We start from the raw sequence: 23,876 nt of genomic DNA, 5'->3' as shown, positions 1-23,876 counted from the left end.
CTTATTATACAACAGCTAGAACTACTAATGTATCAAGATTTCATCAATTTCTTATTAACTGTTTCAATAACGCCTATCGGCGGGGCTATCCATCCCACAACCTGCTTCGCGAGGTTGGGGAGTTCCGCCCACTTCTTAAAAATGATTATGCTAGGTTCGTAGCCTATGAGCGAAAATTTGTGAAGATGCTGAATAGAAAATGCTATTTAGAAAATTAGGTGGTACAATTACTGATTTTTGGTAGATAGTTGCACCTGAAACATTACGCATTAACCAACGCCCAACTAATGTCTCTCAAATTCTCCCAGGATATCGAGCTTCTACTAGCAAAATTGGCAACCGAACCAATGAAAATCGCCGAAATTTTGCAATCGACTGGCGATCGCGGAATGAGCTTAATCATAGCACTGTTGGTGTTGCCCTTTTTGTTGCCGATGCCCCCTGGTTTGTCTGGAGTAATGGGTATTGCTTGCTTTTGTTTGGCAAGTCAAATGGCAGTGGGGAAGAAATCCCCTTGGCTGCCCAAAAAGATTGCTAAATTTAAATTTTCCCGTAGCTTCACTCAGCAGATATTTATCAAACTCAGACAGATTACAGTTTGGCTAGAAAAAATCGTTCGCCCGCGCTGGCAAAAAACGACCAATAATAGCTACATCAAAATAATCAATGCCTGTTGTATTGCTTGGTTGTCTATTTTATTGATGTCGCCGATTCCTTTTACCAATCCACCCCCTGCGATCGCAATTTTGTTGCTGTCTATAGCCACTCTGGAAGCCGATGGTTTGCTGATGTGGGTTGGATATCTTTTAACCTTGGCAAATACAATCTTGTTTGCATTTATCCTTTATGTCTTTTGGCAAGCTCCTCAAGTACTGCCTAGCATTTTTCAATAACTATAATTAGCTTATTACTATTGAGCAAGATAATATCAATATTATTATAAATCGTTCTGGGAACTTTGAAAACTAAATATAAAAAAATAACAATTAATAAAATCAATTTTTTAGTAAACAAATATTTTATTCAGCTATTAATTAAAGCAAGAGGCGTTATATTAAATACAGAAGCTAATAAAGCTTCTCCTGGCAGAAACAACAGGTTACTTCAAATAAAATCAAGGAGGTTAAACAATCTGTTTCATTCAAAATCTGTCTCGTCATCAACAAGCAATAGTACTCAACTAAAAAAACAATATTTCCTTGTTTGGTAAAAAGAGAGTTTAATTTACTAGGGCAAAGCCGAATGGTAAAACTCTAATTAAAATCGATTAGAAAAGAGGAATTTCTCGGTTAATATAGTTTGGGTATTGTTGCTTTGTCATGTATAGCATTATGTACGAGGGTTAGGGCATTCTTTAAAATTGCTACTTGCTACTTTCAAGCAGATAACCAATCTGTCCTAACGTAACTTTGTACGGCTATATATTTTAATTCCTTCTCAACTAACAACTAAAGTATCGGTGCTAATAAACGAGATACTCTAGCGGCAAGCTTGAACCACAAAGGCTTTTGCCGATCAGAATTGAAATCGACCAAACAGGATAAGCTCAGATCTTTTTGCAGCATACTTTCAACATCCCGAATAAATTCTCCATCGATCGCAAAAGTCATAACTTCAAAATTGAGAAAAAAGGAACGATTGTCGAGGTTCACCGTACCGACTCCTGCTAAGTCATCATCTACTAAAATAACCTTCTGGTGCATAAAGCCAGAACGATAACGATACAGTTTGATGCCAACTGCTTCTAACTCTTGATAGTAAGAAAAAGAACACCAGTAAACAGTTAAATGGTCGGCACGACTGGGTAAAATAATCCGCACGTCTACACCTCGAAGAGCAGCCAATTTGAGGGCATTTAGAGTAGAAGTATTGGGAACAAAATAAGGGCTAGCAATCCAAAGACGGGTTTGCGATCGCGCAATTAAGCCCAGCCAAAATAAATTGCAATTATCTAGCTTGTCGGCGGGTCCTGTAGGTAAAATTAGAGCAGTATGGTTGCGATCGCTGTCGGATACTTGCCAGTTAACTTGGGGAATATCTCGCGTCACCCAGTACCAATCGCCCAAGAAGACGCTTTGCAAACATTGAACTACTGCCCCCTGTAGCTGAAGATGAGTATCTCGCCACTCTCCAAAACGAGGATCTTTGCCTAAATATTCATCGCCAATATTTAAGCCCCCCATAAAAGCTACCTTGCCATCAACAATTAGAATTTTGCGATGGTTGCGAAAGTTGATCCGAAAGCGGTTGCCTTTTCTCCTGGTGCTACCAAAACCGCAGACGTTTATGCCCTGTTGCTGGAGAGATTTTAAATAATTTCGAGAGAGTTGGCGCGAACCTACTTTATCGTAGAGCAAATAGATTCTTACCCCTTGTTTGGCACGTTCGATTAAAGCTTGTTTGAACTGATTACCAATATTATCGTCATGGATAATATATGACTGCAACAAAATATAGTCTTGAGCTTGAGCGATCGCTCCCACCATCTCTTGATAAGTTTGCCGACCATTAATTAACAATTTAATTTGATTGCCAGTCGTAAAAGGTAAGGGAGTAAATACTTCAACTAGCTTGGCAATCACAGTAAACTCATTTGATAGCAAAGCTTGGCGAGCGAGGATTTTTCCATAAGCCTTACGTACCAATTCGTGTTTTTGAGTGTAGGCAGTTTGTAAAGCTTTGGCGTATGCTTGAAACTCGTTGTTACCCAAAATCCAGTAAAGAGGAATAGCCAACCAGGGAAAAGTAATTAAAGATATACTCCAAGCGATCGCCCCACGGGATGAACGCACTACCATTACCGCACGGGCAGCGGTTAAAATTCCTACCCCATGTACGATTGTGGTGGCAATGCTATAGATCGAAACTAGGTTAATTCCTAGTAGCATAATCGGGAGTTATTTCATTTATCATTTATTTAATGTTCGCTATTTAGTCAGGAGTGATGGGGTTGTATGGGTTAAAAGCACCTAAACATCTAATTCTACTAGCAAAGGATTGTGATCTGAGGAGGTAACAGTATCTATTACTTTAGCCCTGGATGACTTTTGTTTGAATCCACGATAAAAAATGTAATCTAGGGGAGGAGACAGCAAAAAACGCTTGATCTTTTGTGCTTCAGTGAAAGGAAAACTGACGGGAGTTAGACCCAGTTTGGCAGTCATGGCTAACAATAACGACCAACGGGATCTATTCCAAGTGTTAAAATCTCCCGAAAAAATTACTGCCCCCTGATGCTGAGAAATAATTGTCTCTATTTGCTTTAGCTGTGCCTGAAACTTACTAGTTTCGACAAAATTAATTAAATGAGTATTAATTGTTAGTAGAGTGCGATCGCCCCAAGTATGTTCGACAAATAAAGATACTTTAGGAGTATCGCTAATTGGTTCTTGATGCTGCGTGATTTTGGCTTGGCTATTGAGGCGATCGCTTTTGGTGGCTGTCAAAACTCCAGAGTAGGTATTATCGAGAGTATCGAGCAAATTGGGGGCAAAACTCCAGCCCATTGACTCTAGTTCGGGAATTTGTTGTTTGACAGCGCAAAGCCGTACTTCTTGCAAAAAGATTTTATCGGGCTGATGCTGTTGGACTAAAGCTAGAAAATCCCGACTCCAATGCTGAGTGTGGTTATTTTTGGCAATATTCCAGCTTAAAATTTTGATTGAATTGCGATCTAAATTTGTAGGATTAGCATGGGGGCGATCGATCGTCGTTTCGGCAACCTTGCCATAGCGGTTTGGGCTAACTTGTTTGAGATACTCTAAAGGATTGGTTTCTTGAAGTTGGAACATCTAAATATTGTAAGAACCAAAGTTTTCTCACAGTTTAGCATTTGAGTTATCTGCGATCGCGTGTGTAAAACCGAATCATCAATTCAGCAACTATTCGATTTTGTCTACCCTACTAAACATCAACTACTATAGTTATTCCAAACTCATTCAGGCTTTAATGAGTTCTATTCCTTGTTTATTTTTAATCTTTGTTTTACAAACAGTTTCTTTTTTATTGTATTAAGTTGGTTGTCATCTGCATAATTAATCGAGGTTAATTCATATAATAAAAGAAGAACAGCTATTCCATAATAATGGGAGGGCAACATGAAAACTAAATGGTTTCTAATAGGCATTTCAACAATAACATTTGCGATTTCATGCTCTCTGTATCAACCTGCTTCTGCTCAAATGGGTTCAGTTTACGATGCATATAATGGTTTACAAAGCAGAAATCAGCAATGGTACAATTCACTTACCCCAAGAGAAAAACAGCTTGCACAGGGAGTAGTCCAATACTTTGAATATTGGTATCAAAGAGGCTATAAAGTACCTCCAACAGCTCAAAATATTCAACTTGTCGCCAATTATGTTGGAGTGGTAAATCAAAGTGAAGTCAACTTCGTCAGCCAACAGGTAAGTGCAAACTATCAGATACGCGAGACTATCAACAAAACCTATGAAGTTGAAGGTAATTACAATAATTTTATGAATTGTCTAAGTAGCGGACAAACTCAATGCTCCCAGTACCTTGAGTAAGAACTTATTTAACTCAGGAGGTAAGAAAAATGAAATGTGTATCTCTTTCTAGTTTCTCTAATGCTCAGATTTTGCTCGATCGCGATCTTCACCATAACGATGGCGGTGGTTTTAATCCCAGTGGAGTCGAGCGGCAAACCGATACTCACCAAGAGTCTCATATAGCTGGGTATGGTAGTTGTGAATATTGTACTTGCCCTGCCTTTACCGAATCATACAACGATTCATACAGATGTACTTGTGGGCATGGTTGGGATAACCACTATAGTGCTGGAGCATTACTACCTCGATCTAGACGAGGTAACATGGCTATCAACAATACTGCCGTAGTGTAAACAAGTGAAGAGGTAGCAGACTTATAGATATACCTTTTGTACGAATAATTTGGTCAATTCTCAAATTTCTCTAGATCGCTGGAATCTATTAGCTACTTCTTCACAACGGTTTTAAAAAGTCATCTTCTAATTAATGTTACCTAGCTACCTGCGTCTAGGGAAATTATCTAAATTGCAGCATAAATTAAGATTTACCGCTGTTTTCTGACTAGTATCGAAAAACATTTTAAAATAATGGCAATTTTGAATTAGTAAGAAAGAATTTATCTAAAGTATTTTATAGATAAGTAAGCTGCAATGGAAAATGACAATAATATTATTATCGGTACGATCTTAAAAGGCAAATATCGCGTTGACGAACTTTTAGCCGAAGGGGGACAGGGACAAATATATCGTGCTACAGATATTACGGCGGGTATAGATCGTCAATATATCGTCAAGCAATTTACTCCTAATTACGGTAATAATTTTGCCTTAGAAGTTGGTACGCGGTTGTTTAATCTAGAATCGGAAACATTGCAAAAATTGGGCAGACATTCGCAAATTCCTCAAATCTCTGACTATTTTGAAGCCAGTCAGCGTTTTTATTTAGTCCAAGAATTGATTGAAGGGCAGACATTGGAAGCAGAATTTGCCGAGAAAAAACAACTGACAGCAATGGAAATGCTGCCAATTATTAAAGATATTTTAGATGTAGTAAATTTTGTCCATCAAAATAATTGTATCCATCGTGATATTAAGCCTTCTAATTTAATTAGAAATAAATACGATCGAAAAATATACTTAATTGATTTTGGTACGGTAAAAGAAAAAATTAGAGCGGAAAATATCGACAGTAAAGGACATTCAGTTGTTAGCGTCGTTGCTGGTACTGATGGTTATATGCCCAACGAGCAAAAATTGGGTAGACCAAAGTTTTGTAGCGATATTTATGCGATCGGAATGTTAGCTATTAATGCTTTAACGGGAGTCGATCCTAGAGAAATACCTTTAGATGAAAAGGACAATCCTGTCTGGCAAGATTTATTACCAACGGATAGTTATAAATACAATCCTAATTTATTAAAATTAATCGATAAGATGGTGCAAGGCAATTATCGCCAACGATACCAATCGATTGAGGAAGTATTAATAGACTGGCAAAAAGCTAACGATACTATTATTACCAAACCAGTTATACTTAATCCTCCAGCACCTCCCGATACTAAACTTTTAGCAGAAAATAACCGTAAACCTTGGTTACCTTGGTTGGGTTGGGGAATGGGAACAGTCATCTTAGGTATTGTGGGTTTTAGTTTTATCCCCAAAGAAAAATATGCAACCTACAACAACAACCAACACGAAATTACCATAGAACATCCCGAACATTGGGCGGTACAAGAAGACTGGAATACTTTTCAAGAAAAAGGCGTAAAATTTCTCTCTCCTTTAGAAAACAACAATGATGAGTTTCAAGAAAAAATAACAGTGGCGATCGAAGATTTAGCTCAACCATTATCCCTTCAGCAATACAATAATCAAGCTACCAAGCAAATAGTAACCTACAATACAATTGTCCAACCGCCAACCACCACAACCTTTGCCAACAAACAAGGCACAAAAATTATTTATCAAGCAAAAGCTAGAAATATCAAACATTTGGAATATTGGACGATTAAAAATCAAAAAGCCTACATCACCACTTATTCGGCGGAAGTAGATAAATTTGACAAGTATTTAAAGCAAGCAGAAAAAGCGATCGCATCTATGGCGATTAATGATGTTGCGGAATAATAGACTTTTTGCCCAAGTCAGAGAAAAGGTTAAAGGCTGGCTGATGAACACAGTGAATGAAAAGTAGAACTGGCGTAAAAAAGTGGGCAGTAAGCGTGAGACACTGAGATTGCGAAAAACAGAATGGCATCAAATTAAAACTCATGAACTGGCTGGTCGAATTTTTGAGGATGAATACGACTTGGCGATCGCCGTTATAGATGGAGTAGAAGCTCGCGCTCAACGAGGAGAATATACAGCCGTTTTCAGTTGAATAGCTCTCTGGGAAAATTTACTAGTTCGTAGTTTTTAGTTTTTAGTTCTTAGTTCTTAGTTTTTAAAGTTTAATTATGTGGTCTACCCCTAAGTACAGATACCGTCTTAAAAGTCAACCAACTTGACAGTAATTAGGGTCTACCCATGTGAAAAGCGCAGTAATACCGAACGTTGCTTTATAGCGCGGGACTTCCCAGCCTAAAGGTTAAAAATATTTTTAGTAAGATAAGCTGGCAGCTTTACTCAAGTAGGTATTGTCGTTAAGTTGCTTGAGAATAAAATCAGCCACGTCTGGACGAGAGATAGTTAGGCTTGAGGTGCGATCGCTGTTGGAGAAACCATGACGATATTTGCCCGTGCGAGTCCCGTCAATAAAAGCGGCTGGGCGAATAATTGTCCAATCAAGGTCGCTTTGTCGAACGTATTCTTCTTGTATTTGGTGGTCGGCAAACACTTTGCGTAGAAGAAAGCCGAACATAATATATTTCCAGTAAAAATTAAGATTGCTCCAGCTATCTCCCGCACCAAGAGTTGACTGGCAAATAAATCTTTTGATTCCTGCTTTCTCTAATGCTTGAATGACATTTTTTGTACCTTGCGATCGCACGTTGCCTGAAAGCTTTTTACCCGATCCGAGAATGCAAATCGCAGCATCATGACCGATTACCGCTTCTTCTACCGAAATGGGATTCATCACATTCCCTGTAAAGATATTGAGATTTGGATGTTGAAAGTTTAACTTATTGGGGTTACGGACAAATGCCGTTACTGTGTGTCCTTGTTCTAAGGCTTGTTCTACAACGTGACTGCCAATGCTTCCTGTCGAACCAAAAATTACTAATTTCATGAATTTTGTCTCCTAAACTCGAACACTTTTAGCTTAGGGCGACTTAAAAATTCCAACTATCAAATTCCGATCAAACTATCACAATCTTGCGATCGGTTTTCTTGGGCATTTTGAGATTTTAATATAGTAATGAATTAATTGCTTACCCAGAAAGATGCCTTTGGCTAGACTTCGCCAACTGTCTTATTTTTCGACCAATTATAAGCTCGACTTTATCCAACATCAAGAAATTGTATTCTCGTACTTTTTCTCTATTCTTTTTGATGGGATTATCCTGAGATTAAAAAGGATGGCGAAAATAATTCCTCACCATCCCTTTTTTTGATTAACTGTTAATTGTCAATTATCCATCGATAAATTGATTGACTTATTTCAAACTAAAGCTATTTACCCATACCAAGCTGTTGAGCTTTTTGGTAAACTTTCCCTTCAGTTAATAGAGAAGGGGCGATAACTACATCAACTTGCTGCATCTCTTTGAGGTCTTTTGCGCCCAAAGTTCCCATGCTAGTTTTAATTGCACCCAGCAAATTGTGCGTACCGTCGTCTAATTTAGCAGGTCCTACCATAATCTCTTGAATAGTTCCTGTAGTTCCTACTTTAATGCGAGTCCCGCGAGGTAATACGGGGCTGGGAGTTGCCATTCCCCAGTGAAAATCTCCTCCAGGGGCTTCCGCCGCACGGGCGATAGGCGAACCGATCATCACCGCATCAGCACCACAAGCCAGACACTTACAAATGTCACCCCCCGTAACAATACCTCCATCAGAAATAATAGGTACGTATCTGCCAGTTTCGGCATAATAATCATCTCTAGCAGCAGCACAATCGGCGGTAGCAGTTGCTTGAGGCACGCCAACTCCCAATACACCGCGAGAAGTACAAGCTGCACCAGGACCAATACCGACTAATACTCCAGCAGCACCAGCTTTCATTAACTGCATTGCCACTTCATAGGTGACGCAGTTACCCAAAAATACGGGCATGGGCATCTCTTGACAGAAAGTAGCCAAATCTAGAGGAGCAATATTTTCTGGGTTGAGATGGTTGGTAGATACTACCGTAGCTTGAACGAAGACTACATCCGCCCCTGCTTCAGCGACAATTTTGCCATATTTACTAGCACCTGCAGGAGTCAAACTTACCGCTGCGATCGCATCCTGGCTTTTGATTTCTTTAATTCGTTTGGTAATTAATTCGGGTTTGATGGGTTCTGCATATAATTGCTGCATTAAGCCCACAAACTCATCTTTTCCCACTGAAGCAATCTTATTCAGAATTGGTTCTGGGTCATCATAACGGGTTTGAACCCCTTCTAAATTTAGTACCCCAATTGAACCCAATTGCGATAGTAAAACCGCCATTCTAACATCAACCACGCCATCCATAGCACTTGCTAAAATAGGAATTTCGCGGGTAATTCCGCCAAATTCCCAGGTGGTATTTGCCAGACTGGGGTCTAGAGTACGCACTCCAGGGGATAATGCGATTTCGTCAAATCCGTAGGCTCTGCGAGCCTGTTTTCCGCGACCAATTGATATTTCCACGCTCTTGATTCGTTCCCAAAGCTTATTAGCATAGGCTATCAAATTTTCGAGTAAATCTACAAGTAAAATTCTGTATCATTTTTTAGTTTTTCTTTAAAAATCTTTATTTGGGTTTGGTGACAAACCGAACTTAATGGTCGTGAGAACCCAATAATAATAGTTTTGCCGATGTAGCAGGGGGTCTAATAAAATAGGACAAATTCTCTCTTTAGTTAAAGCACCTGAAGAATGGAACTTTCTTGCTTAATTCTATAAAGATTGGGTACTAGAATCTAATGACACGCTAGAAATCAAAGGACAGACTTCTTGAGAATCGCGATCGAAATTGGGTCGATCTATCCAACTGGTACGATATTCTTCTAGCTCTTGTTTAAATAAGCTCATTTTTCTAATTTGAACTTCTAGTTGCTCGATCTTTTTATCCAGTAAGCTTTGCACCAAACTACAGGGTTGTTCGCCACGATCTCTTACATCGAGAATGGTTTTTATTTCTTCAAGAGTAAGACCAATTGCTTGAGCTTTCTTAATGAACTCTACCTGCTTACTGGCATTGTTACTATAGTAACGATAGCCGTTATTTCCTCTAGCTACTGGCTGCAAAATTCCGAGGTCGCTATAGTAGCGCAAAGTACCCACCGTCAGACCTGTTTGTTTTGCTAATTCGCCAATTTTGAGATCGGTCGATTTACTCATAATGCTTTAGCTGTTTGCGGCTTAACTTTTTTTATTTTAATAATTTTGTTATTCGGCAATATAGCGATCGCGAATCATGAAGGTCATAATATTTGTTGAAAAATAAATTATGTACCCGAAATTAGTATCTTGTAATCTAACCATAGAATTAGCTTCGGCTTCATTTGTAGAGTCAAGTTAATCGCGAGCTTTATGTGAAAACTTTCAAACAAAAAAAGCTCCGATCGCTCGAAGCCTTAAAATCTATTTATAAGCTAATTGACTGAAATTCCAGTAGCAACTCGAGCATTAGTTGCGGCGAACAGCAACGCCTTACTTTGCGCCTGTCCTAAAGGATACCGCTCCGCATATCGGCGATATTATGCCCTTGTGGTACGCGGTGAGACAGTCCGTTGCGGTGAGGCACTTTCGGTGGGCGGGTTCCCCGACTTGAGAAAAGTGCCGAATCCGAAGGAGTCTGTGACCCGTTGAAGGAACTGTTGAACCCTTTAGGGGGTCTCTCGTCTTAACCGTTAATAGCGGGTGCAGTCATTGCTACGGGTGTAGCTTCGCCACTAGCTAAATCTAGAGGGAAGTTGTGAGCGTTGCGTTCGTGCATTACTTCAAAACCAAGGTTAGCGCGGTTTAATACGTCAGCCCAAGTATTGATTACATGACCTTGTGAATCAAGGACAGATTGGTTGAAGTTAAAGCCATTGAGGTTAAATGCCATAGTGGAGATACCCATCGCAGTAAACCAAATACCCACAACAGGCCAAGCACCTAAGAAGAAGTGCAAGGAGCGAGAATTGTTGAAGGAAGCATATTGGAAGATCAAACGACCGAAGTAGCCGTGTGCTGCCACAATGTTGTAGGTTTCTTCTTCTTGACCGAATTTGTAGCCATAGTTAAGAGACTCAACTTCAGTTGTTTCGCGCACTAGAGAAGAAGTTACCAAAGAACCGTGCATTGCAGAGAACAAAGCACCGCCAAATACGCCAGCTACGCCGAGCATATGGAAAGGGTGCATTAGGATGTTGTGTTCTGCTTGGAATACCAACATGAAGTTGAATGTTCCAGAGATTCCTAAAGGCATACCATCGGAAAAAGAACCTTGTCCTAGAGGGTAGATAAGGAATACTGCTGTTGCCGCAGATACAGGAGCAGAATAAGCTACACAGATCCAAGGGCGCATACCCAAACGGAAGCTAAGTTCCCATTGACGACCCATCCAGCAGAAAATACCGATGAGGAAGTGGAAAATAATTAGTTGGTAAGGACCTCCATTGTAGAGCCACTCATCTAGAGAAGCAGCTTCCCAAATGGGATAGAAGTGCAAACCAATGGCATTACTAGAAGGAACGACAGCACCAGAAATAATGTTGTTGCCGTAGATTAAAGAACCAGCTACGGGTTCGCGAATGCCGTCAATATCAACTGCGGGGGCTGCGATGAAAGCGATGATGAAACAGATAGTAGCTGATAGAAGACATGGGATCATCAAAACACCAAACCAACCGACATAAATGCGGTTGTTAGTGTTAGTAATCCAACGACAAAATTTCTCCCAAGGGCTATAGTTACCCCGATCTCTAATGGTAGTTGTCATAGATTATGTATTGCTGAATAAATGTTATTTTCAGAGACAAATAATAAATGAATTTAGCTGTCTCTTTTCTCAGTATATTTACATCTCTTGTAATTGAGACATTATTTTTAGTAAAATTATATTTATATATTTAGTTATAAATGAAGTTTTTGCTTACTTTTGTTAATTTGATTAAGCAATTTTAATTTAGTTTAAGTAACAGTCGAGCAAATATTGATTTATTTAAAGTTAGTTAAAGTTTTAATTTCTTTGGCTGTTAATTCTCGCCATTGACCTGGATTTAGATCGGTTATTTTTATACTTTGAGTATTGTTACCTATACTAACTCTAACTAATCTTAAAGTGGGAAAACCTACCGCAGCGGTCATTCTTCTCACTTGGCGATTTTTTCCTTCGGTTAAGGTCATTGATAACCAACAGGTAGGAACATTCTTGCGATCGCGTATGGGAGGGTTGCGAGGGGGAAAATTGGGTTCGGTAGGCAGGATTTCTACTTTGGCTTTGCGAGTACGGTAGTTTTTGATGGTTACGCCGTTGCGGAGTTTATTTAAGGCGGTTTCGTCGGGAATTCTTTCTACCTGTACGTAATAGGTGCGGGGATGGGCAAATTTGGGATCTGATAGGCGATGTTGTAGTTGTCCGTTATCTGTAAGTAATAATAATCCTTCGCTGTCTAAATCTAACCTGCCAACGGGATATACTCCTGGGATGGGGATATAGTCTTTGAGTACGGGGCGTTTATTTCCCGAACTATTATCTGTAAACTGACACAAGACTCCATAGGGTTTATAAAACAGAATATATTTCATTATTTATTGTTCGATCGCAACTTTCTTTTGATTTCAAAATAGCCAAAGAGAAATAATGCGATCGCGAGGGGAAGCAGAAAGCGCACTGCTCGATATACTAACAGAGAACTTAAGATATCTGGAGTAGATAAGGTTTTGGGTAATAAAAAAATCACCACAGTTTCAAATACCCCCAATCCCCCAGGAATATTACTCATAATTGATGCGGTCATGGCTAACAAATAAATATTAAAGACATGAAAATAGGTTTTGTGGAGATAGTTGGGAATCAAACAGTATAAAATTGCAGCGGCTATTGCCCAGTCTAGGGAAAAAAGTAGAATTTGGGATATGGATATAGTTACAGGGGGGAAATTAAATTTCTTCTTTTTAATTTTCAAACATTTTCTTTGGCGGCAAAAAAATAAATAGATTCCTACCAAAGCTAAAGTAACAATTCCCAAACAACGAATTAAGAATAAGTCCCAACTTAGAGGATTAGGCAATTGTAAGGGTTTAAATAAAAAAGTAAGTCCAGTTAAAGTTAATACTCCTAGCCAAAAGGTAATATTACCCAAAGCAATAATTTTGGCAATAGATTTTGCGGGTACTCCCCAAAGGGAATAAAAACGATAGCGAATTCCACCACCAATCAAGAGGGTAAAACCAGTAGTATTGCTAACAGCATAGGTAAGAAAGCAAGCAAACAAAATTCGCTTAAAACCCAACTGATGCTTGATGAATTTAAAAGCAATTAAATCGTAGCTGCTCATCGCGCCACAACCTAAAATACTAAAAAATAAAGCACTCACCAGTTGGCGATCGCTAATTTTTGCCAGACTATTAATAACATCTTGGGGATTATAACGAGATAATTCTTTGTTTAAAATATAAAGAGAAAAACTTAGCAGGAAAAAACCGAACGTGGGAAATAGCCAACGAGTGACGCGATCGCGATTCATTAATTGGTTAGTTGTTAGTTGTTAGTTGTTTAATTGTATAAATACTCAACCCTTAACGAGATCGGGATAATTGGTAAAAATACCATCAATACCTAATTTTCTCATACGATTTATGTCTTGGGGGCGATTAACGGTATACACCCATAATTGTAAATCTTCTTGTTGGACGCGGCTAACTAATTGAGTATCTACATAATCTAGGTTGATAATTATAATTTCCGCATTTAATTTTTTAGCTATTTCTGTATATTGCCAGGGTAAACCATAAATTAAGATACCAATTTTAATTTGAGGAACAAGGGTTTTAAATAAATTTAATTCAGAATGATTAAAAGAAGAAACAAGAAAATCAGTATCCGACCAGCCAGTTTTAATATAGTCTTGAATTAACCCTGCTACTAACTTCGCTGTATTATTTCCTTTAAGTTCGATATTAATTAAAACTTGACGGTCAACTAAATCAAAAACTTCTGCTAAAGTCGGAATTTTCTCCCCTTTCCCCGCATCAAGAGATCTCAAGTATGTAAAACTGCAATCTTCAATTATGCCATTACCGTTAGTAGTACGAGACAAATCGCGATCGTGGATAACAACCAAGCGATTTTCTACATTACGAACATCAATCTCAATGCCATCTACTCCTAACTCTAAAGCTTTTTGAATCGATAGCAAAGTATTTTCAGGCTCGTATCCCATTGCACCCCGATGTCCAATACAAAGCATAATTTAGTAATTAATATAATTAAAGAGATCGCTTTTATTTTGCTAATTATATTGCTGTTTCTAATACTGTAATAACATCATCCCAACCAACGCTTTTTGCATAGTCAAGAGGAGTCCAACCGCGATCGCATTTTGCTTGAGGAGATACACCATAGTTTAGAAATATTTTTACAGATTCGGCTTTGCCACATAAGGATTCTAAGTGTAATAAAATGAGATTAAAAATAGATTTTAAATCGCGCCAGGATCTTCTCAAAAAAGTAAAGATAAAGTGGTAATCATGAATATAACTCATTGCCTACACACGGCTATTCTCGTCTCGGATTTAGCTAGAGCAGAAGACTTTTATGGCAGTACTTTAGGTTTATCTCTTGCTAGTAATCGCAGTGCCAAATTTCCAGGTACTTGGTATCAAATTGGTAATCATCAAATTCATTTAATTGTCCGTCAGGATTATGCCAATAAGCTATGTAATGAAGAAAAGTGGGGCAGAAATCCTCATTTGGCTTTAGCAGTTGATAATTTGGCATTGGCTAAAACAACGCTACAAAATCGAGGCTACCCGATTCAATTGAGTGCGTCTGGTAGGGCTGCTCTTTTTACTCAAGATCCAGATGGTAATGTTATCGAACTCAGTCAAAGTTAATCAATCAATTAACAAATTTTTTTCATCCAGATCGATGAATTAAGTAGAATTAGAAAATAAATAGAGCGATTAGGCTATGCTTAGCTGACCGATCGCATTACTGTTGTTTTGTCTCGCAAAGGGGTGAGCGAAATTTACCCTGGCAAAAATTAATTTTCGTGTTGTTGAAGTAACAAGTAAAAAGTAACGAGTAACGACAATGGACGCTGCTACTCGTTACTCGTTACTCATTACTTAAAGCGTCGAACTCCCACACCTTTTTTCGTTCATCCCTCGCAAAGGCGCAGAGGCGCAAAGGGTTTATTTGTTTTGAGGAGACAGGCGATCGCAATTACAGGCTATTGCGAGCGAAATAATTGTGCTATTTTAAAGTATGACAATAAAGTAGTATTTAATTATGGCACGAAAAATAAGTATTACTCTAGATGAAGAAGTTATAGAATTTATTGACTCTCAAACTAACAATAGAAGTCAGCTTATCAATCAAGTTCTTAAGAATTTGCAGCAACAACAGGCTTTAAAAGAACTAGAAGCAGCATATATAGAACAAAGCCAAGATGATGAAGAGTTAGCTGAAATTGAACTATGGGATAGTGCAGTAGGCGACGAAATTGATGATGAGAATTAAAAGAGGCGATATTGTTAGGGTTAACTTAGATCCTACTGTTGGCGATGAAATAGCCAAAACTCGTCCTTGTCTAATTTTGCAGAATGACTTAGGTAATCGTCATTCTCGAAAAACTATTGTTGCTCCTTTTTTAAAACCTAAAGGTTATCCTTTTGTGGTCAATGTTTCTCCTTCGATGCAGAATGGTTTGGATCGGGAAAGGGGATTGGATCTGTCTCACATTCGTTCTGTTTCTATTAAACGAATTAATAATAAGTTAGGCGTAATTGAAGATAGTTATTGGTCTGAGATAAAAAAGGCTATCTTATTACAGTTGGGTTTTGATGATATATTTGATTCTTTGTGAAAGGCGATCGTATTACTGTTTTTTCTCTCGCAGAGGCGTTTACCCAGCTTCGTGTTCTGGGCAAAGACGCAGAGAGTTTAATTGTTTTGAGAAGAAGGGCGAGTTGTCATCTTTCAGTTATTATTGTTTCTTGTTCTGAATCTATTTCCACAGCAGATCCTTGTTCGAGTTCTCCAGGTTGCCATTCATAAGCTTCGTATTCACCTAGATTGGATAAATCTCTTTCTAGCCATCCTTCATCTAAATTTTCATCTTGTAAGTTAAAATTGATATTTCCTTTATGGGTGGTACGCCAAGATAAAAACTCAACAAAATCCGATACCTGCTTAAGTGTATTGTCTGGCAGATTATCTAATTGCCTGATTATTCTGGCTTTGAGCTCGTTCATCGATCGCTATATTTTTTATTGATTGTAGTTGCTACACTATTTAATTTTATTCTTATTCACTGCATTTTATATTTTGATGATGCGATGCCTATGGTGTGGCTGTTGCGATCGCATTACTGTTTTTTCTATCTCACTCTTCTTCTTGATAAAAATTAAACTCTGACAGCATTTCTTCTTCCAATTCATTTTTGTCTATCTCTTCGTCTCTCATTTCTAATTCTTTTTTTGCGAATAGCCTTCTAGCTTGTTTATCTAAGATTTTTATAATGTTAGTTTTGTCTTCTTTTATTGCTTCAATATCTTCTTGTTGCAAAAGAATCATATATAGTCATTCCTAATAAGAACCATACGAAAATATGTACTAATTATTGCTCCCTAATCCCTAACCCCTAATCCCTAATCCCCCGAACAAATTACTGAGATAGTACGGAAATTAATTAGAACGACTATAGTATCTTGAAACCTCCATCATACGAGAAGCATACTTCAAAGCATCTCTAGTAAATTTTCCAGTTGTCACTACCATGACAATATCAGCACCAGTAACAAAAGTAATACCTATTTCTTTAGCTAAAACATCTACATCAACTTTTTTGGTGTTTTTACATTGAATTTGCCATCTACTGTAGACAAATCTATCTGAAGCAGCCAAAACATCTACTTCTCCACTTCCAGTTGATTGATAGCTGCGTAACCTCCACTTTGTAAATCTTAATCCAGTTAAACGGATCATCCATATTGCCAAAAGTTCTAAAGCTTTGCCCTTGATATGCTTATCAGTGTGTTCCAAATCTTGAATAACATCTTCAAAGCTTCTGTTCAGTTCGATATTAGACAAATCTGTTAAATTAGCTATGGTGCTAATTAATTCTCCAACTAACTCATTAACAGATTTTTCTGTCAAACAAACTAAATTTGGTTTTGCACCTCTACCAGTAGTCGTTTTTTGAGTTTCAATCAATCCTAGATTGACTAAGGGTTCGATAATATCTTTGACAAATGTTTTAGTGGGTAAGCGTATTTGGTAACGGCTTTTAGTATATTTGGCTATTTTGTTCCAAGGTGTAAAATCTCGAACATCAAGTTGAATTAGAGAAAGCAAAAAATATTTTTGAGGCGATGTTAAAGTATAAAGCTCGTCAATGTAGTCTTTGTTTGCTCCTAGAAGATCGTATACTACCTCCCAGTTAATATCATATTCACCATCTAAAACTTTCCCAAGTTTCAACCATTTACGCATTGTACTTGTATAAATGGCATTGGGAGATATTGAGAACCCCATTTCTTGCAATTCATAAGCTATTAGCTCTAAGTTAGGAGTTTCTCCTCTGGTATTTATTGCTTCTATTGCTTTTAATAAAGACATTCCTGTTAACTTGACGAGGATATGACGAGCAAAAATATTTTCAATGTTTTCGTTATCATTTGTAGCTTGTAAAATTTGTTTGCCAAATTCACTAAGTCTATATTGTCTTTTACCATCTGCATCTTCAATAATTTTGTAAGCTCTCAAAGATAAAAAGCAATTCATTGCTAACTTACTTTTGTTGGAAGATGAGTCTTTTCGGCTGGTATTACCTTGAGAATGTCTAGAAAAATATTTTTGTAAAATTTGCTCTTCTAATTTGTCTCTCTCTGGCTGTAGCTCTTGACAAAGCAGAATAATTTCTCTTAGAGAAAATTTTTCAGGTTCAAATTGATGACCATAAGTAAATTTTAAATTTTTAGAATTAATTTGATTCATAAATTACTCAACAAACAGCAATTTTTAAGCAAAACAAAAACTATATGATTTTCAGACTCAGCTATCAAATAACGATATTTGAATATTATCTTGCTGTTTTTCATCTAATTTTATTTTTTCTATATCAGTTGCTTCTACAACAGAAGGAGCATTATCTTCAAATCTAAATTTAGAACCTTTTAAATACTTTTCCTCTATTTCAAAAGCAAGCCATTTTCTAGCTTTAGTTTCTGCTACCCTTCCTGTCATGTTAGATCCTGCAAACGGATCTAATACTATATCGCCAGGTTCAGTACAAAGATTAATAAAAAATTCTGGTAAAGCTTGAGGAAATCTAGCAGGGTGTCTTTTAATTCCTAGTTCTTTACATCTTTTTTGATAATAATCGTTAGATGATGTGTTTGATGCAGAAATAACATTAACTGGTACAGGTTCTCCTATTTCATTGTCTGTTGTTTGAATAATATTAGGTGGAATTGCTCCACCTCTATCCTTTTTAAACTTTTTAGAAATATTATGTCCAGATGGTCTATTTTTTGCTTTATATCCATTTTTAAGTAGATTTTTCATTGCCTTACTATATGGCTTTAAAACTTTTCTATTATTTGCTAATGGATGAGGATCTTTTGATAACCACCAAATTGTATTAACTGCATCCTTAACTCTTTCTCTACGCACCGTTACCCATTCAGCAGGAGTAGGAAGTTTTGCGGGATTATACCAATAAATTTCCTGTGCTAAATGGAATCCCAACCCACCTTTATTTTGCGAACGGCATAAATTCACTACTAATTCAAAATGATATAGCGATCTAACAGGATATCCTTTAACCCAACTGCCACCAATATCAATTGCCAAAGAACCTTTAGGCTTTAAGATTCTCTGAAATTCCCTAGCAAATGGTTCAAACCATTCTATGTATTCTGTAGCGTCAACATTGCCATATTCTTTTTTTCTAACCAAAGCAAAGGGAGGAGAAGTACAAATTAGATCGATACTTTCATCTGGTATATGTTTCATCAATTCTTGAGAATTCCCCAAATAAGCAGCACCAAAATCAGTCGTATAGTATGCTTCAGTAGAAAGTTCGATCATTGAGGTAAAGATATCTTTAATTCAGCCTGTTAGTATATCACGCCTATCACTATTGAGGTTATTAGTATTAAGAATATCTTTGGTTAATTGCAGCAAAAACAAACGTCTTTTCACAAAAATGCGATCGCACATAGTTTAAGAGTTTACTTTGTTTATGCTTTCAATCTTCTTTTACAAATTAAAGAAATATTACCGACTGTTAAAAATGTTTAGATTTACTGTTTATCTTGGGCGATAGTAGTTAAAACCATTAGTGTTCCCTGTAACCTACCTGTCAATTAGTATACCAATACTACCTAGCCTAGCGAGTCCTCATAGTTAATGGTTCATATCAAGCGCGTTGAACTTTCTCATTTCAAGTCTTTTGGCGGTACTACGAAAGTGCCGATTTTGCCTGGTTTTACGGTGATTTCAGGACCAAATGGTTCAGGGAAGTCGAATATCTTAGACGCGCTGCTGTTTTGTCTGGGTTTGGCTAGTTCTAAGGGGATGCGTGCCGATCGTTTACCCGATTTGGTGAATAATAAGCATATTGGTAATGGGAAAGCTGCGGAGACAATTGTTTCGGTTACTTTTGATTTGACGGATCTAGGGGATTTGTCGGATGTGGTGACAACTGTTAGCGATCTTCAGGAGTTAGCGAGGGTTACTAGTGCTGAGAAAGTTCAAGAGATAGCAGGGGATAATAACGGCGGTGGTACTGCTTTATTGGTTAGGGAAGAAGAGTCAGTAGAAGTAGATGTAGATGCAGAAACAGAGACAGAAACTACTAAGGTTGATGAGGAAGATAAGAAGATAATTGCGATCGCTAATGGGGATAGTTTGGAGTGGAAAGTCACTCGGCGGTTGAGGGTGGCAAAGAAGGGTAATTATACTTCTACTTTTTATATCAACGGGCAAGTTTCGACAGCAACAGAAGTACACGAACAGTTACAGAAGTTAAGAATTTATCCTGAAGGTTATAACGTGGTGTTGCAGGGTGACGTTACCAGCATTATCACCATGAATTCGCGGGAGAGGCGAGAAATTATTGATGAATTGGCGGGAGTAGCAGCATTTGACCGCAAGATTCAGCAAACTCGCAAGACGCTGGATAAGGTGCAGGAAAGGGAAGAAAAATGTCAGATTATCGCTCAAGAATTGATTGCCAATCGCGATCGCTTGGCTGCGGATCGAGTTAAGGCAGAGAAGTATCGCAAGTTAAAGGAAAAGGTACAGGAAAAGAAGATCCAAGAGAAGGTATTGGTATGGCGATCTTTGACCCAACAACAGGAGGAGTTAGAGGAGAAGTATAACGCAGGGGAAACAGAGAAGGTAAGTTTAACGGAAAGTATTGCTAAGTTAGACGGGGAAGTAAAAGAACATAGCGAGAACTTAGATAGTCTTAATGCTAGAGTAAAGGCTTTAGGAGAAGACGAACAACTATCTGTAGCTTCCGACTTGGCTACCCAAAAAGCCAAGCAACATCAATTACAGCAGAAGCAGGAAGAGTTAACGAATACCAGTCAAGAAAAGCAACTGGCTTTAGTGCAGACGCAACAAAACCTGGAACAATACCAACAGGAAATCGAACGGTTGGGTATCGAGAAGACACAACTAGAAAATGAAGCTATTCCCCAACTGACTCAAGAAGTAAATACCGCTAAGGATACCCTTAATAGTAGTAAAGAAAATGCTAATGCGATCGCCGAAGCTTCGGAAGCTTGGGTACAAGAACAAGCTAATTTAACTCGTCAGGTAAATGCTATTCAGGAAACTTTAAACCCCCAACGTACGGAAGAAGCCAGGATTAGAGAGAAGCACAGTCAGTTAGATAATAACGTTCGAGAACAAAGCGAGTCTTTATCAGCAGTAGAAGCAGAATTAACCGCAAAACAAACAGAATATAATTCCATAGCCGATACAGTAACCAGAGAACAAGCTCATGTCCAAGATATCGCCCAACAACTCGCAGAAGCAGAAAGCGATCGCAATTTGCAGGAAGAAACCAAACAACGACTATTAAAAGAACAACGAGACAAGCAACGAGAATTAGATAAGCTGGAAGCTAAAACCCAAGCGCAACAAGAAGTACAGGGTACATACGCCAGCAAAATTATCCTTAACTCTAACCTGTCGGGAGTAGAAGGGTTAGTAGTGCAGTTGGGAGAAGTGGAACAGCGTTATCGTTTGGCATTAGAAACCGCTGCGGGAGGAAGATTGGGTTTTATAGTGGTAGAAGATGACTTGGTAGCAGCGCGGGGTATTGAATTATTAAAACAAGAAAGAGGCGGAAGGGCTACTTTTTTACCTTTAAATAAGATTCAAGTACCCAAAATTGCTAATGCTGCCACCATGCGTTTTGGTAGGGGTTTTATTGATATGGCGGTTAATTTGGTTACCTGCGACTCCCGCTATGACAAGATCTTTGCTTATGTTTTCGGCAATACTGTGGTTTACGACACTCTAGGAAATGCGCGATCGCAATTAGGCAAACATCGCATCGTTACTTTGGAAGGGGATATTTTAGAAGTTAGTGGGGCGATGACTGGAGGAAGTAAATCTAGTCGTTCGAGTTTGCATTTCGGAGGGGTTGCTAACCGCGAGTCGAGTCAGGTAAATGTGCTACAAGCCCGTTTGGCAGAGATATCCCGCATACTAACTACTTATGATGAAAGAATAGCAAATCAAAAGGCACAAATACAAGACCTCGCGGAAGAGTTAACCGAAGCCAGACAGTTGGGAAGAGATAATAAAATTCGCGCCGAGCAATTGGAAAAAGACATTAAACGTCTCACCGCCCAACGAGAGCAATTGATCGGTCAGTTACACCGCAACCGTCAGGAAAGAGACACCATTCAATCTCGCTTAAACGAACTAGAGCAGTCAATTCCTTTACAAGAAAGTCAATTACAAGATTTACAAGGACAATTAAAAGTATTAGAAGAATCTCACTCTCAAAGCGAATGGCAACAAGTACAAGCAGTTATTAAAGATCGCGAAGAACAACTACAGATTAAAGAACTAAATCTCAGGAATACTGAAACTTTTTTATTAGATATTACCAACCGCCATCAACGATTAACGGAAAAAATTACTGAGTCTCAAGAAAATATAATCAGACTAAATAACGACCAATCAACAATCAACAACCAACAATCAACAATCGACAATCAACTAACAGAAATATCTCAAAAAATAGTCGATACAGAAGCACAGCTAGAACAACTAACCGCAAAACTAGGAGAAACTAAGCAAGAACGCGATCGCCTGGAAGCAGAACTAAAACAGTTGCGCGATCGCCATCAAAAACAATCTTGGAAATTAGAAAAACTTAATAGTAACCAACAAGAAAGACAAGTTACTCTAGAATCCTTATCTCAACAAATAACTGAACGAGAAGCAGAACTACCCGATCTAATACCCGAAATTCCTCAACTAGTAAATGATGACGAATTAGAAGCGGGAGAGTCAATTACTTTTGCCACTCTTCAAGAACAAGTAGAACAACTACAAAAGCAAATTCGTAATGGAGAAAAACGCCTAGAAGCAATGGAACCCGTTAATATGTTGGCATTAGAAGAATACGAAAAAACCGAAGCCAGACTGCAAGAACTTTCCCATAAATTAGATACCATCGAAGCAGAAAGAACCGAACTATTATTGCGCGTCGAGAAATTTACTACTTTACGTTTGCGTGCTTTTAAAGAATCCTTTGATGCGGTAAACGAAAACTTCCAAAAAATCTATGCCGAACTCTCCGACGGTGACGGACATCTGCAATTAGAAGACGAAGACGATCCCTTTAACGGCGGTTTAAACCTCATCGCCCACCCCAAAGGCAAACCAGTCCAAAAACTAAGTTCCATGTCTGGGGGTGAAAAATCACTCACTGCATTAGGCTTTATCTTCTCCCTACAAAAATATCGCCCTTCCCCCTTCTACGCCTTCGACGAAGTAGATATGTTCCTCGATGGTGCAAATGTCGAGAAGTTATCTCGCATGGTGAAAAAACAAGCAGAGTTAGCACAGTTTATTGTCGTAAGTCTGCGTCGTCCGATGATTGAAGCTTCAGAAAGAACTATCGGGGTAACCCAAGCTAGAGGCGCGCATACTCAAGTGTTAGGAATTAAGATGAAATAATCTCTCGCAGAGGCGCAAAGACGCAAAGAAATTAAATTAAAAGCATCAAGTTAATGATGATTTTATACAGATATTTGCTCTACTTGGCGTTGAGCCGAGATACGTGTAAAATCGTGCCACATCTCCCTCTAACCTTTGCCATTACTGAGTTTCAGGCTCGATAGGAATCACCATCGCCGTTTCCAACGGTTGAGGCAGATTATCAAAATCGACAATGTAATCTCCGTAACGCTTGAGATGTCCCGTCAGATAATACCATTTCTCTTTAATGCGACTACAGATAACTTTAAGGCTGGGGGACTAGGGGACTAGGGGACTAGGAGAAATCAGCTATCTATTTGTAGCGATAATTTAGAGAATTGGTATAAGGACTCAGCGTAGCTAAAGTTCTGGACTTGATTACATATCCCTCAGCACTCAAAGAACGAATAATCGAAGAAATATCAAAAGCGTTCTGCAAAATAATCGAATTGGCAACCAAATCCAAATACTTAAGCCGTTTTTCCTGTTCTAAGGGGTCATTATCAGTAATCAGTCCATCTTTACCAAAGAACAGCCATTTGGAAAAACCATTCTATTGCCATGAAACCTGATGCTACTCCATCTTTATCCTCATCAGGTCGTCAGGAATTAGCCGACTATGAATTTTATCTGCGCGAACAAAGGGATATTAGTCCTGTCACGGTTCGTAATTATTTGTCGGATTTACGTTCCTTTATTACTTGGTATGAAACCAAAAGTCCTAGTTCAGCAAAAGTTGGGGTCTTGCACGCTTTTGGTGATCCAAGAATCAGGCGATCGCTAGTTTACTAGACAGGACACAAAAATCTTTTCTTGAGTAGTTCATGACTGGCACGACCATACATT

The 23,876-nt window shown here is 38.3% G+C and carries 24 protein-coding genes and 1 pseudogene; 10 read left to right on the top strand and 15 right to left on the bottom strand.

The features are described from left to right. Positions 1-287: 287 nt before the first annotated feature. The gene (locus AC33VI_RS01900; protein WP_491780580.1) at positions 288-893 is read left to right on the top strand and encodes an exopolysaccharide biosynthesis protein; all 606 of its coding nucleotides are present in this window, start codon (positions 288-290) and stop codon (positions 891-893) included. A 555-nt stretch (positions 894-1,448) separates the two neighbouring features. On the opposite strand, the gene cls is transcribed toward AC33VI_RS01900, so the two are convergent. Both cls and AC33VI_RS01890 read right to left on the bottom strand, forming a co-directional pair. Further along, positions 1,449-2,888, bottom strand: coding sequence for a cardiolipin synthase (gene cls / locus AC33VI_RS01895; protein ID WP_491780579.1), 1,440 nt, complete (start codon positions 2,886-2,888; stop codon positions 1,449-1,451). An 81-nt stretch (positions 2,889-2,969) separates the two neighbouring features. Next, entirely contained in the window at positions 2,970-3,791 is an 822-nt protein-coding gene (locus AC33VI_RS01890; protein WP_491780578.1) for an endonuclease/exonuclease/phosphatase family protein, read from the bottom strand. A gap of 306 nt (positions 3,792-4,097) precedes the next feature. Between AC33VI_RS01890 and AC33VI_RS01885 the strand changes: the two genes are divergently transcribed. From AC33VI_RS01885 to AC33VI_RS01870, 4 genes are all read left to right on the top strand, one after another. Then, positions 4,098-4,529: a hypothetical protein gene (locus tag AC33VI_RS01885; protein WP_491780577.1), complete on the top strand. Its 432-nt coding sequence runs from the start codon at positions 4,098-4,100 to the stop codon at positions 4,527-4,529. Between the two features lie 29 nt (positions 4,530-4,558). Continuing rightward, positions 4,559-4,864: a hypothetical protein gene (locus AC33VI_RS01880; protein WP_491780576.1), complete on the top strand. Its 306-nt coding sequence runs from the start codon at positions 4,559-4,561 to the stop codon at positions 4,862-4,864. 297 nt (positions 4,865-5,161) lie between these two features. Then, positions 5,162-6,637: a protein kinase domain-containing protein gene (locus AC33VI_RS01875; RefSeq protein WP_491780575.1), complete on the top strand. Its 1,476-nt coding sequence runs from the start codon at positions 5,162-5,164 to the stop codon at positions 6,635-6,637. A gap of 82 nt (positions 6,638-6,719) precedes the next feature. Beyond that, complete coding sequence (locus AC33VI_RS01870; protein ID WP_491780574.1) at positions 6,720-6,890, top strand: hypothetical protein; 171 nt, start codon at positions 6,720-6,722, stop codon at positions 6,888-6,890. Positions 6,891-7,109: 219 nt separating this feature from the next. On the opposite strand, the gene AC33VI_RS01865 is transcribed toward AC33VI_RS01870, so the two are convergent. From AC33VI_RS01865 to AC33VI_RS01830, 8 genes are all read right to left on the bottom strand, one after another. After that, positions 7,110-7,739: an NAD(P)-dependent oxidoreductase gene (locus AC33VI_RS01865; RefSeq protein ID WP_491780573.1), complete on the bottom strand. Its 630-nt coding sequence runs from the start codon at positions 7,737-7,739 to the stop codon at positions 7,110-7,112. 383 nt (positions 7,740-8,122) lie between these two features. Further along, the gene (locus tag AC33VI_RS01860) at positions 8,123-9,286 is read right to left on the bottom strand and encodes a GuaB3 family IMP dehydrogenase-related protein (protein WP_491780572.1); all 1,164 of its coding nucleotides are present in this window, start codon (positions 9,284-9,286) and stop codon (positions 8,123-8,125) included. Positions 9,287-9,535: 249 nt separating this feature from the next. Continuing rightward, positions 9,536-9,979 (bottom strand): heavy metal-responsive transcriptional regulator, encoded by a 444-nt coding sequence (locus AC33VI_RS01855; RefSeq protein ID WP_491780571.1) that lies wholly within the window; start codon positions 9,977-9,979, stop codon positions 9,536-9,538. 505 nt (positions 9,980-10,484) lie between these two features. Continuing rightward, complete coding sequence (psbA, locus tag AC33VI_RS01850) at positions 10,485-11,567, bottom strand: photosystem II q(b) protein (protein WP_491780570.1); 1,083 nt, start codon at positions 11,565-11,567, stop codon at positions 10,485-10,487. A 218-nt stretch (positions 11,568-11,785) separates the two neighbouring features. Beyond that, positions 11,786-12,376, bottom strand: a complete 591-nt coding sequence (locus AC33VI_RS01845) for a pseudouridine synthase (protein ID WP_491780569.1) — start codon at positions 12,374-12,376, stop codon at positions 11,786-11,788. Next, positions 12,376-13,317 carry a lysylphosphatidylglycerol synthase domain-containing protein gene (locus AC33VI_RS01840; protein WP_491780568.1) on the bottom strand — a complete coding sequence of 314 codons (942 nt, stop codon included), beginning with the start codon at positions 13,315-13,317 and terminating at the stop codon, positions 12,376-12,378. The genes AC33VI_RS01845 and AC33VI_RS01840 overlap by 1 nt, the downstream gene beginning before the upstream one ends. Before the next feature lie 45 nt (positions 13,318-13,362). Beyond that, positions 13,363-14,040 (bottom strand): glycerophosphodiester phosphodiesterase, encoded by a 678-nt coding sequence (locus AC33VI_RS01835; protein ID WP_491780567.1) that lies wholly within the window; start codon positions 14,038-14,040, stop codon positions 13,363-13,365. 46 nt (positions 14,041-14,086) lie between these two features. Then, complete coding sequence (locus AC33VI_RS01830; protein WP_491780566.1) at positions 14,087-14,296, bottom strand: ankyrin repeat domain-containing protein; 210 nt, start codon at positions 14,294-14,296, stop codon at positions 14,087-14,089. A gap of 24 nt (positions 14,297-14,320) precedes the next feature. Here AC33VI_RS01830 and AC33VI_RS01825 point away from each other — a divergent pair, with 24 nt between their 5' ends. The 3 genes from AC33VI_RS01825 to AC33VI_RS01815 all read left to right on the top strand — a co-directional run bounded on the left by AC33VI_RS01825 (position 14,321) and on the right by AC33VI_RS01815 (position 15,660). Beyond that, the gene (locus tag AC33VI_RS01825) at positions 14,321-14,686 is read left to right on the top strand and encodes a VOC family protein (protein ID WP_491780565.1); all 366 of its coding nucleotides are present in this window, start codon (positions 14,321-14,323) and stop codon (positions 14,684-14,686) included. Positions 14,687-15,083: 397 nt separating this feature from the next. Beyond that, positions 15,084-15,314 (top strand): type II toxin-antitoxin system MazE family antitoxin, encoded by a 231-nt coding sequence (gene mazE / locus AC33VI_RS01820; RefSeq protein WP_491780564.1) that lies wholly within the window; start codon positions 15,084-15,086, stop codon positions 15,312-15,314. Further along, a complete protein-coding gene (locus AC33VI_RS01815) occupies positions 15,301-15,660 on the top strand; it encodes a type II toxin-antitoxin system PemK/MazF family toxin (protein ID WP_491780563.1) in 360 nt (119 codons plus the stop codon). Before mazE ends, AC33VI_RS01815 begins: the two co-directional genes overlap by 14 nt. Before the next feature lie 106 nt (positions 15,661-15,766). On the opposite strand, the gene AC33VI_RS01810 is transcribed toward AC33VI_RS01815, so the two are convergent. The 4 genes from AC33VI_RS01810 to AC33VI_RS01795 all read right to left on the bottom strand — a co-directional run bounded on the left by AC33VI_RS01810 (position 15,767) and on the right by AC33VI_RS01795 (position 18,887). Further along, positions 15,767-16,048: a hypothetical protein gene (locus AC33VI_RS01810; RefSeq protein WP_491780562.1), complete on the bottom strand. Its 282-nt coding sequence runs from the start codon at positions 16,046-16,048 to the stop codon at positions 15,767-15,769. Positions 16,049-16,178: 130 nt separating this feature from the next. Beyond that, complete coding sequence (locus AC33VI_RS01805) at positions 16,179-16,370, bottom strand: hypothetical protein (RefSeq protein WP_491780561.1); 192 nt, start codon at positions 16,368-16,370, stop codon at positions 16,179-16,181. Between the two features lie 111 nt (positions 16,371-16,481). Further along, complete coding sequence (locus tag AC33VI_RS01800) at positions 16,482-17,792, bottom strand: restriction endonuclease (protein ID WP_491780560.1); 1,311 nt, start codon at positions 17,790-17,792, stop codon at positions 16,482-16,484. A 57-nt stretch (positions 17,793-17,849) separates the two neighbouring features. Beyond that, a complete protein-coding gene (locus AC33VI_RS01795) occupies positions 17,850-18,887 on the bottom strand; it encodes a DNA-methyltransferase (RefSeq protein ID WP_491780559.1) in 1,038 nt (345 codons plus the stop codon). A gap of 321 nt (positions 18,888-19,208) precedes the next feature. Between AC33VI_RS01795 and smc the strand changes: the two genes are divergently transcribed. Then, a complete protein-coding gene (gene smc / locus AC33VI_RS01790; protein WP_491780558.1) occupies positions 19,209-23,009 on the top strand; it encodes a chromosome segregation protein SMC in 3,801 nt (1,266 codons plus the stop codon). 334 nt (positions 23,010-23,343) lie between these two features. Here smc and AC33VI_RS01785 read toward each other — a convergent pair. Next, positions 23,344-23,571: pseudogene (locus AC33VI_RS01785) on the bottom strand (Tn3 family transposase); the annotation flags it as partial. A 20-nt stretch (positions 23,572-23,591) separates the two neighbouring features. Here AC33VI_RS01785 and AC33VI_RS01780 point away from each other — a divergent pair. Beyond that, on the top strand, positions 23,592-23,822 hold the full coding sequence (locus tag AC33VI_RS01780; RefSeq protein WP_491780557.1) for a site-specific integrase: 231 nt from the start codon (positions 23,592-23,594) through the stop codon (positions 23,820-23,822). The last annotated feature ends 54 nt before the right edge of the window (positions 23,823-23,876 follow it).

Source organism: Waterburya sp. (assembly GCF_058530065.1).
Note: the sequence above shows the minus strand (reverse complement) of the source record. Positions and strands in the feature narration are given on the sequence as shown.

Bases quoted from the DNA above. Each gene is read 5' to 3' on its own strand.
- AC33VI_RS01845 (WP_491780569.1), bottom strand. From the start codon at position 12,376: ATGAAATATATTCTGTTTTATAAACCCTATGGAGTCTTGTGTCAGTTT.
- AC33VI_RS01800 (WP_491780560.1), bottom strand. From the start codon at position 17,792: ATGAATCAAATTAATTCTAAAAATTTAAAATTTACTTATGGTCATCAA.
- AC33VI_RS01875 (WP_491780575.1), top strand. From the start codon at position 5,162: ATGGAAAATGACAATAATATTATTATCGGTACGATCTTAAAAGGCAAA.
- AC33VI_RS01890 (WP_491780578.1), bottom strand. From the start codon at position 3,791: ATGTTCCAACTTCAAGAAACCAATCCTTTAGAGTATCTCAAACAAGTT.
- AC33VI_RS01825 (WP_491780565.1), top strand. From the start codon at position 14,321: ATGAATATAACTCATTGCCTACACACGGCTATTCTCGTCTCGGATTTA.
- AC33VI_RS01900 (WP_491780580.1), top strand. From the start codon at position 288: ATGTCTCTCAAATTCTCCCAGGATATCGAGCTTCTACTAGCAAAATTG.
- AC33VI_RS01835 (WP_491780567.1), bottom strand. From the start codon at position 14,040: ATGCTTTGTATTGGACATCGGGGTGCAATGGGATACGAGCCTGAAAAT.
- mazE (WP_491780564.1), top strand. From the start codon at position 15,084: ATGGCACGAAAAATAAGTATTACTCTAGATGAAGAAGTTATAGAATTT.
- AC33VI_RS01880 (WP_491780576.1), top strand. From the start codon at position 4,559: ATGAAATGTGTATCTCTTTCTAGTTTCTCTAATGCTCAGATTTTGCTC.
- AC33VI_RS01795 (WP_491780559.1), bottom strand. From the start codon at position 18,887: ATGATCGAACTTTCTACTGAAGCATACTATACGACTGATTTTGGTGCT.
- AC33VI_RS01810 (WP_491780562.1), bottom strand. From the start codon at position 16,048: ATGAACGAGCTCAAAGCCAGAATAATCAGGCAATTAGATAATCTGCCA.
- AC33VI_RS01815 (WP_491780563.1), top strand. From the start codon at position 15,301: ATGATGAGAATTAAAAGAGGCGATATTGTTAGGGTTAACTTAGATCCT.
- AC33VI_RS01885 (WP_491780577.1), top strand. From the start codon at position 4,098: ATGAAAACTAAATGGTTTCTAATAGGCATTTCAACAATAACATTTGCG.
- smc (WP_491780558.1), top strand. From the start codon at position 19,209: ATGGTTCATATCAAGCGCGTTGAACTTTCTCATTTCAAGTCTTTTGGC.
- cls (WP_491780579.1), bottom strand. From the start codon at position 2,888: ATGCTACTAGGAATTAACCTAGTTTCGATCTATAGCATTGCCACCACA.
- AC33VI_RS01840 (WP_491780568.1), bottom strand. From the start codon at position 13,317: ATGAATCGCGATCGCGTCACTCGTTGGCTATTTCCCACGTTCGGTTTT.
- AC33VI_RS01865 (WP_491780573.1), bottom strand. From the start codon at position 7,739: ATGAAATTAGTAATTTTTGGTTCGACAGGAAGCATTGGCAGTCACGTT.
- AC33VI_RS01805 (WP_491780561.1), bottom strand. From the start codon at position 16,370: ATGATTCTTTTGCAACAAGAAGATATTGAAGCAATAAAAGAAGACAAA.
- AC33VI_RS01855 (WP_491780571.1), bottom strand. From the start codon at position 9,979: ATGAGTAAATCGACCGATCTCAAAATTGGCGAATTAGCAAAACAAACA.
- AC33VI_RS01780 (WP_491780557.1), top strand. From the start codon at position 23,592: ATGAAACCTGATGCTACTCCATCTTTATCCTCATCAGGTCGTCAGGAA.
- psbA (WP_491780570.1), bottom strand. From the start codon at position 11,567: ATGACAACTACCATTAGAGATCGGGGTAACTATAGCCCTTGGGAGAAA.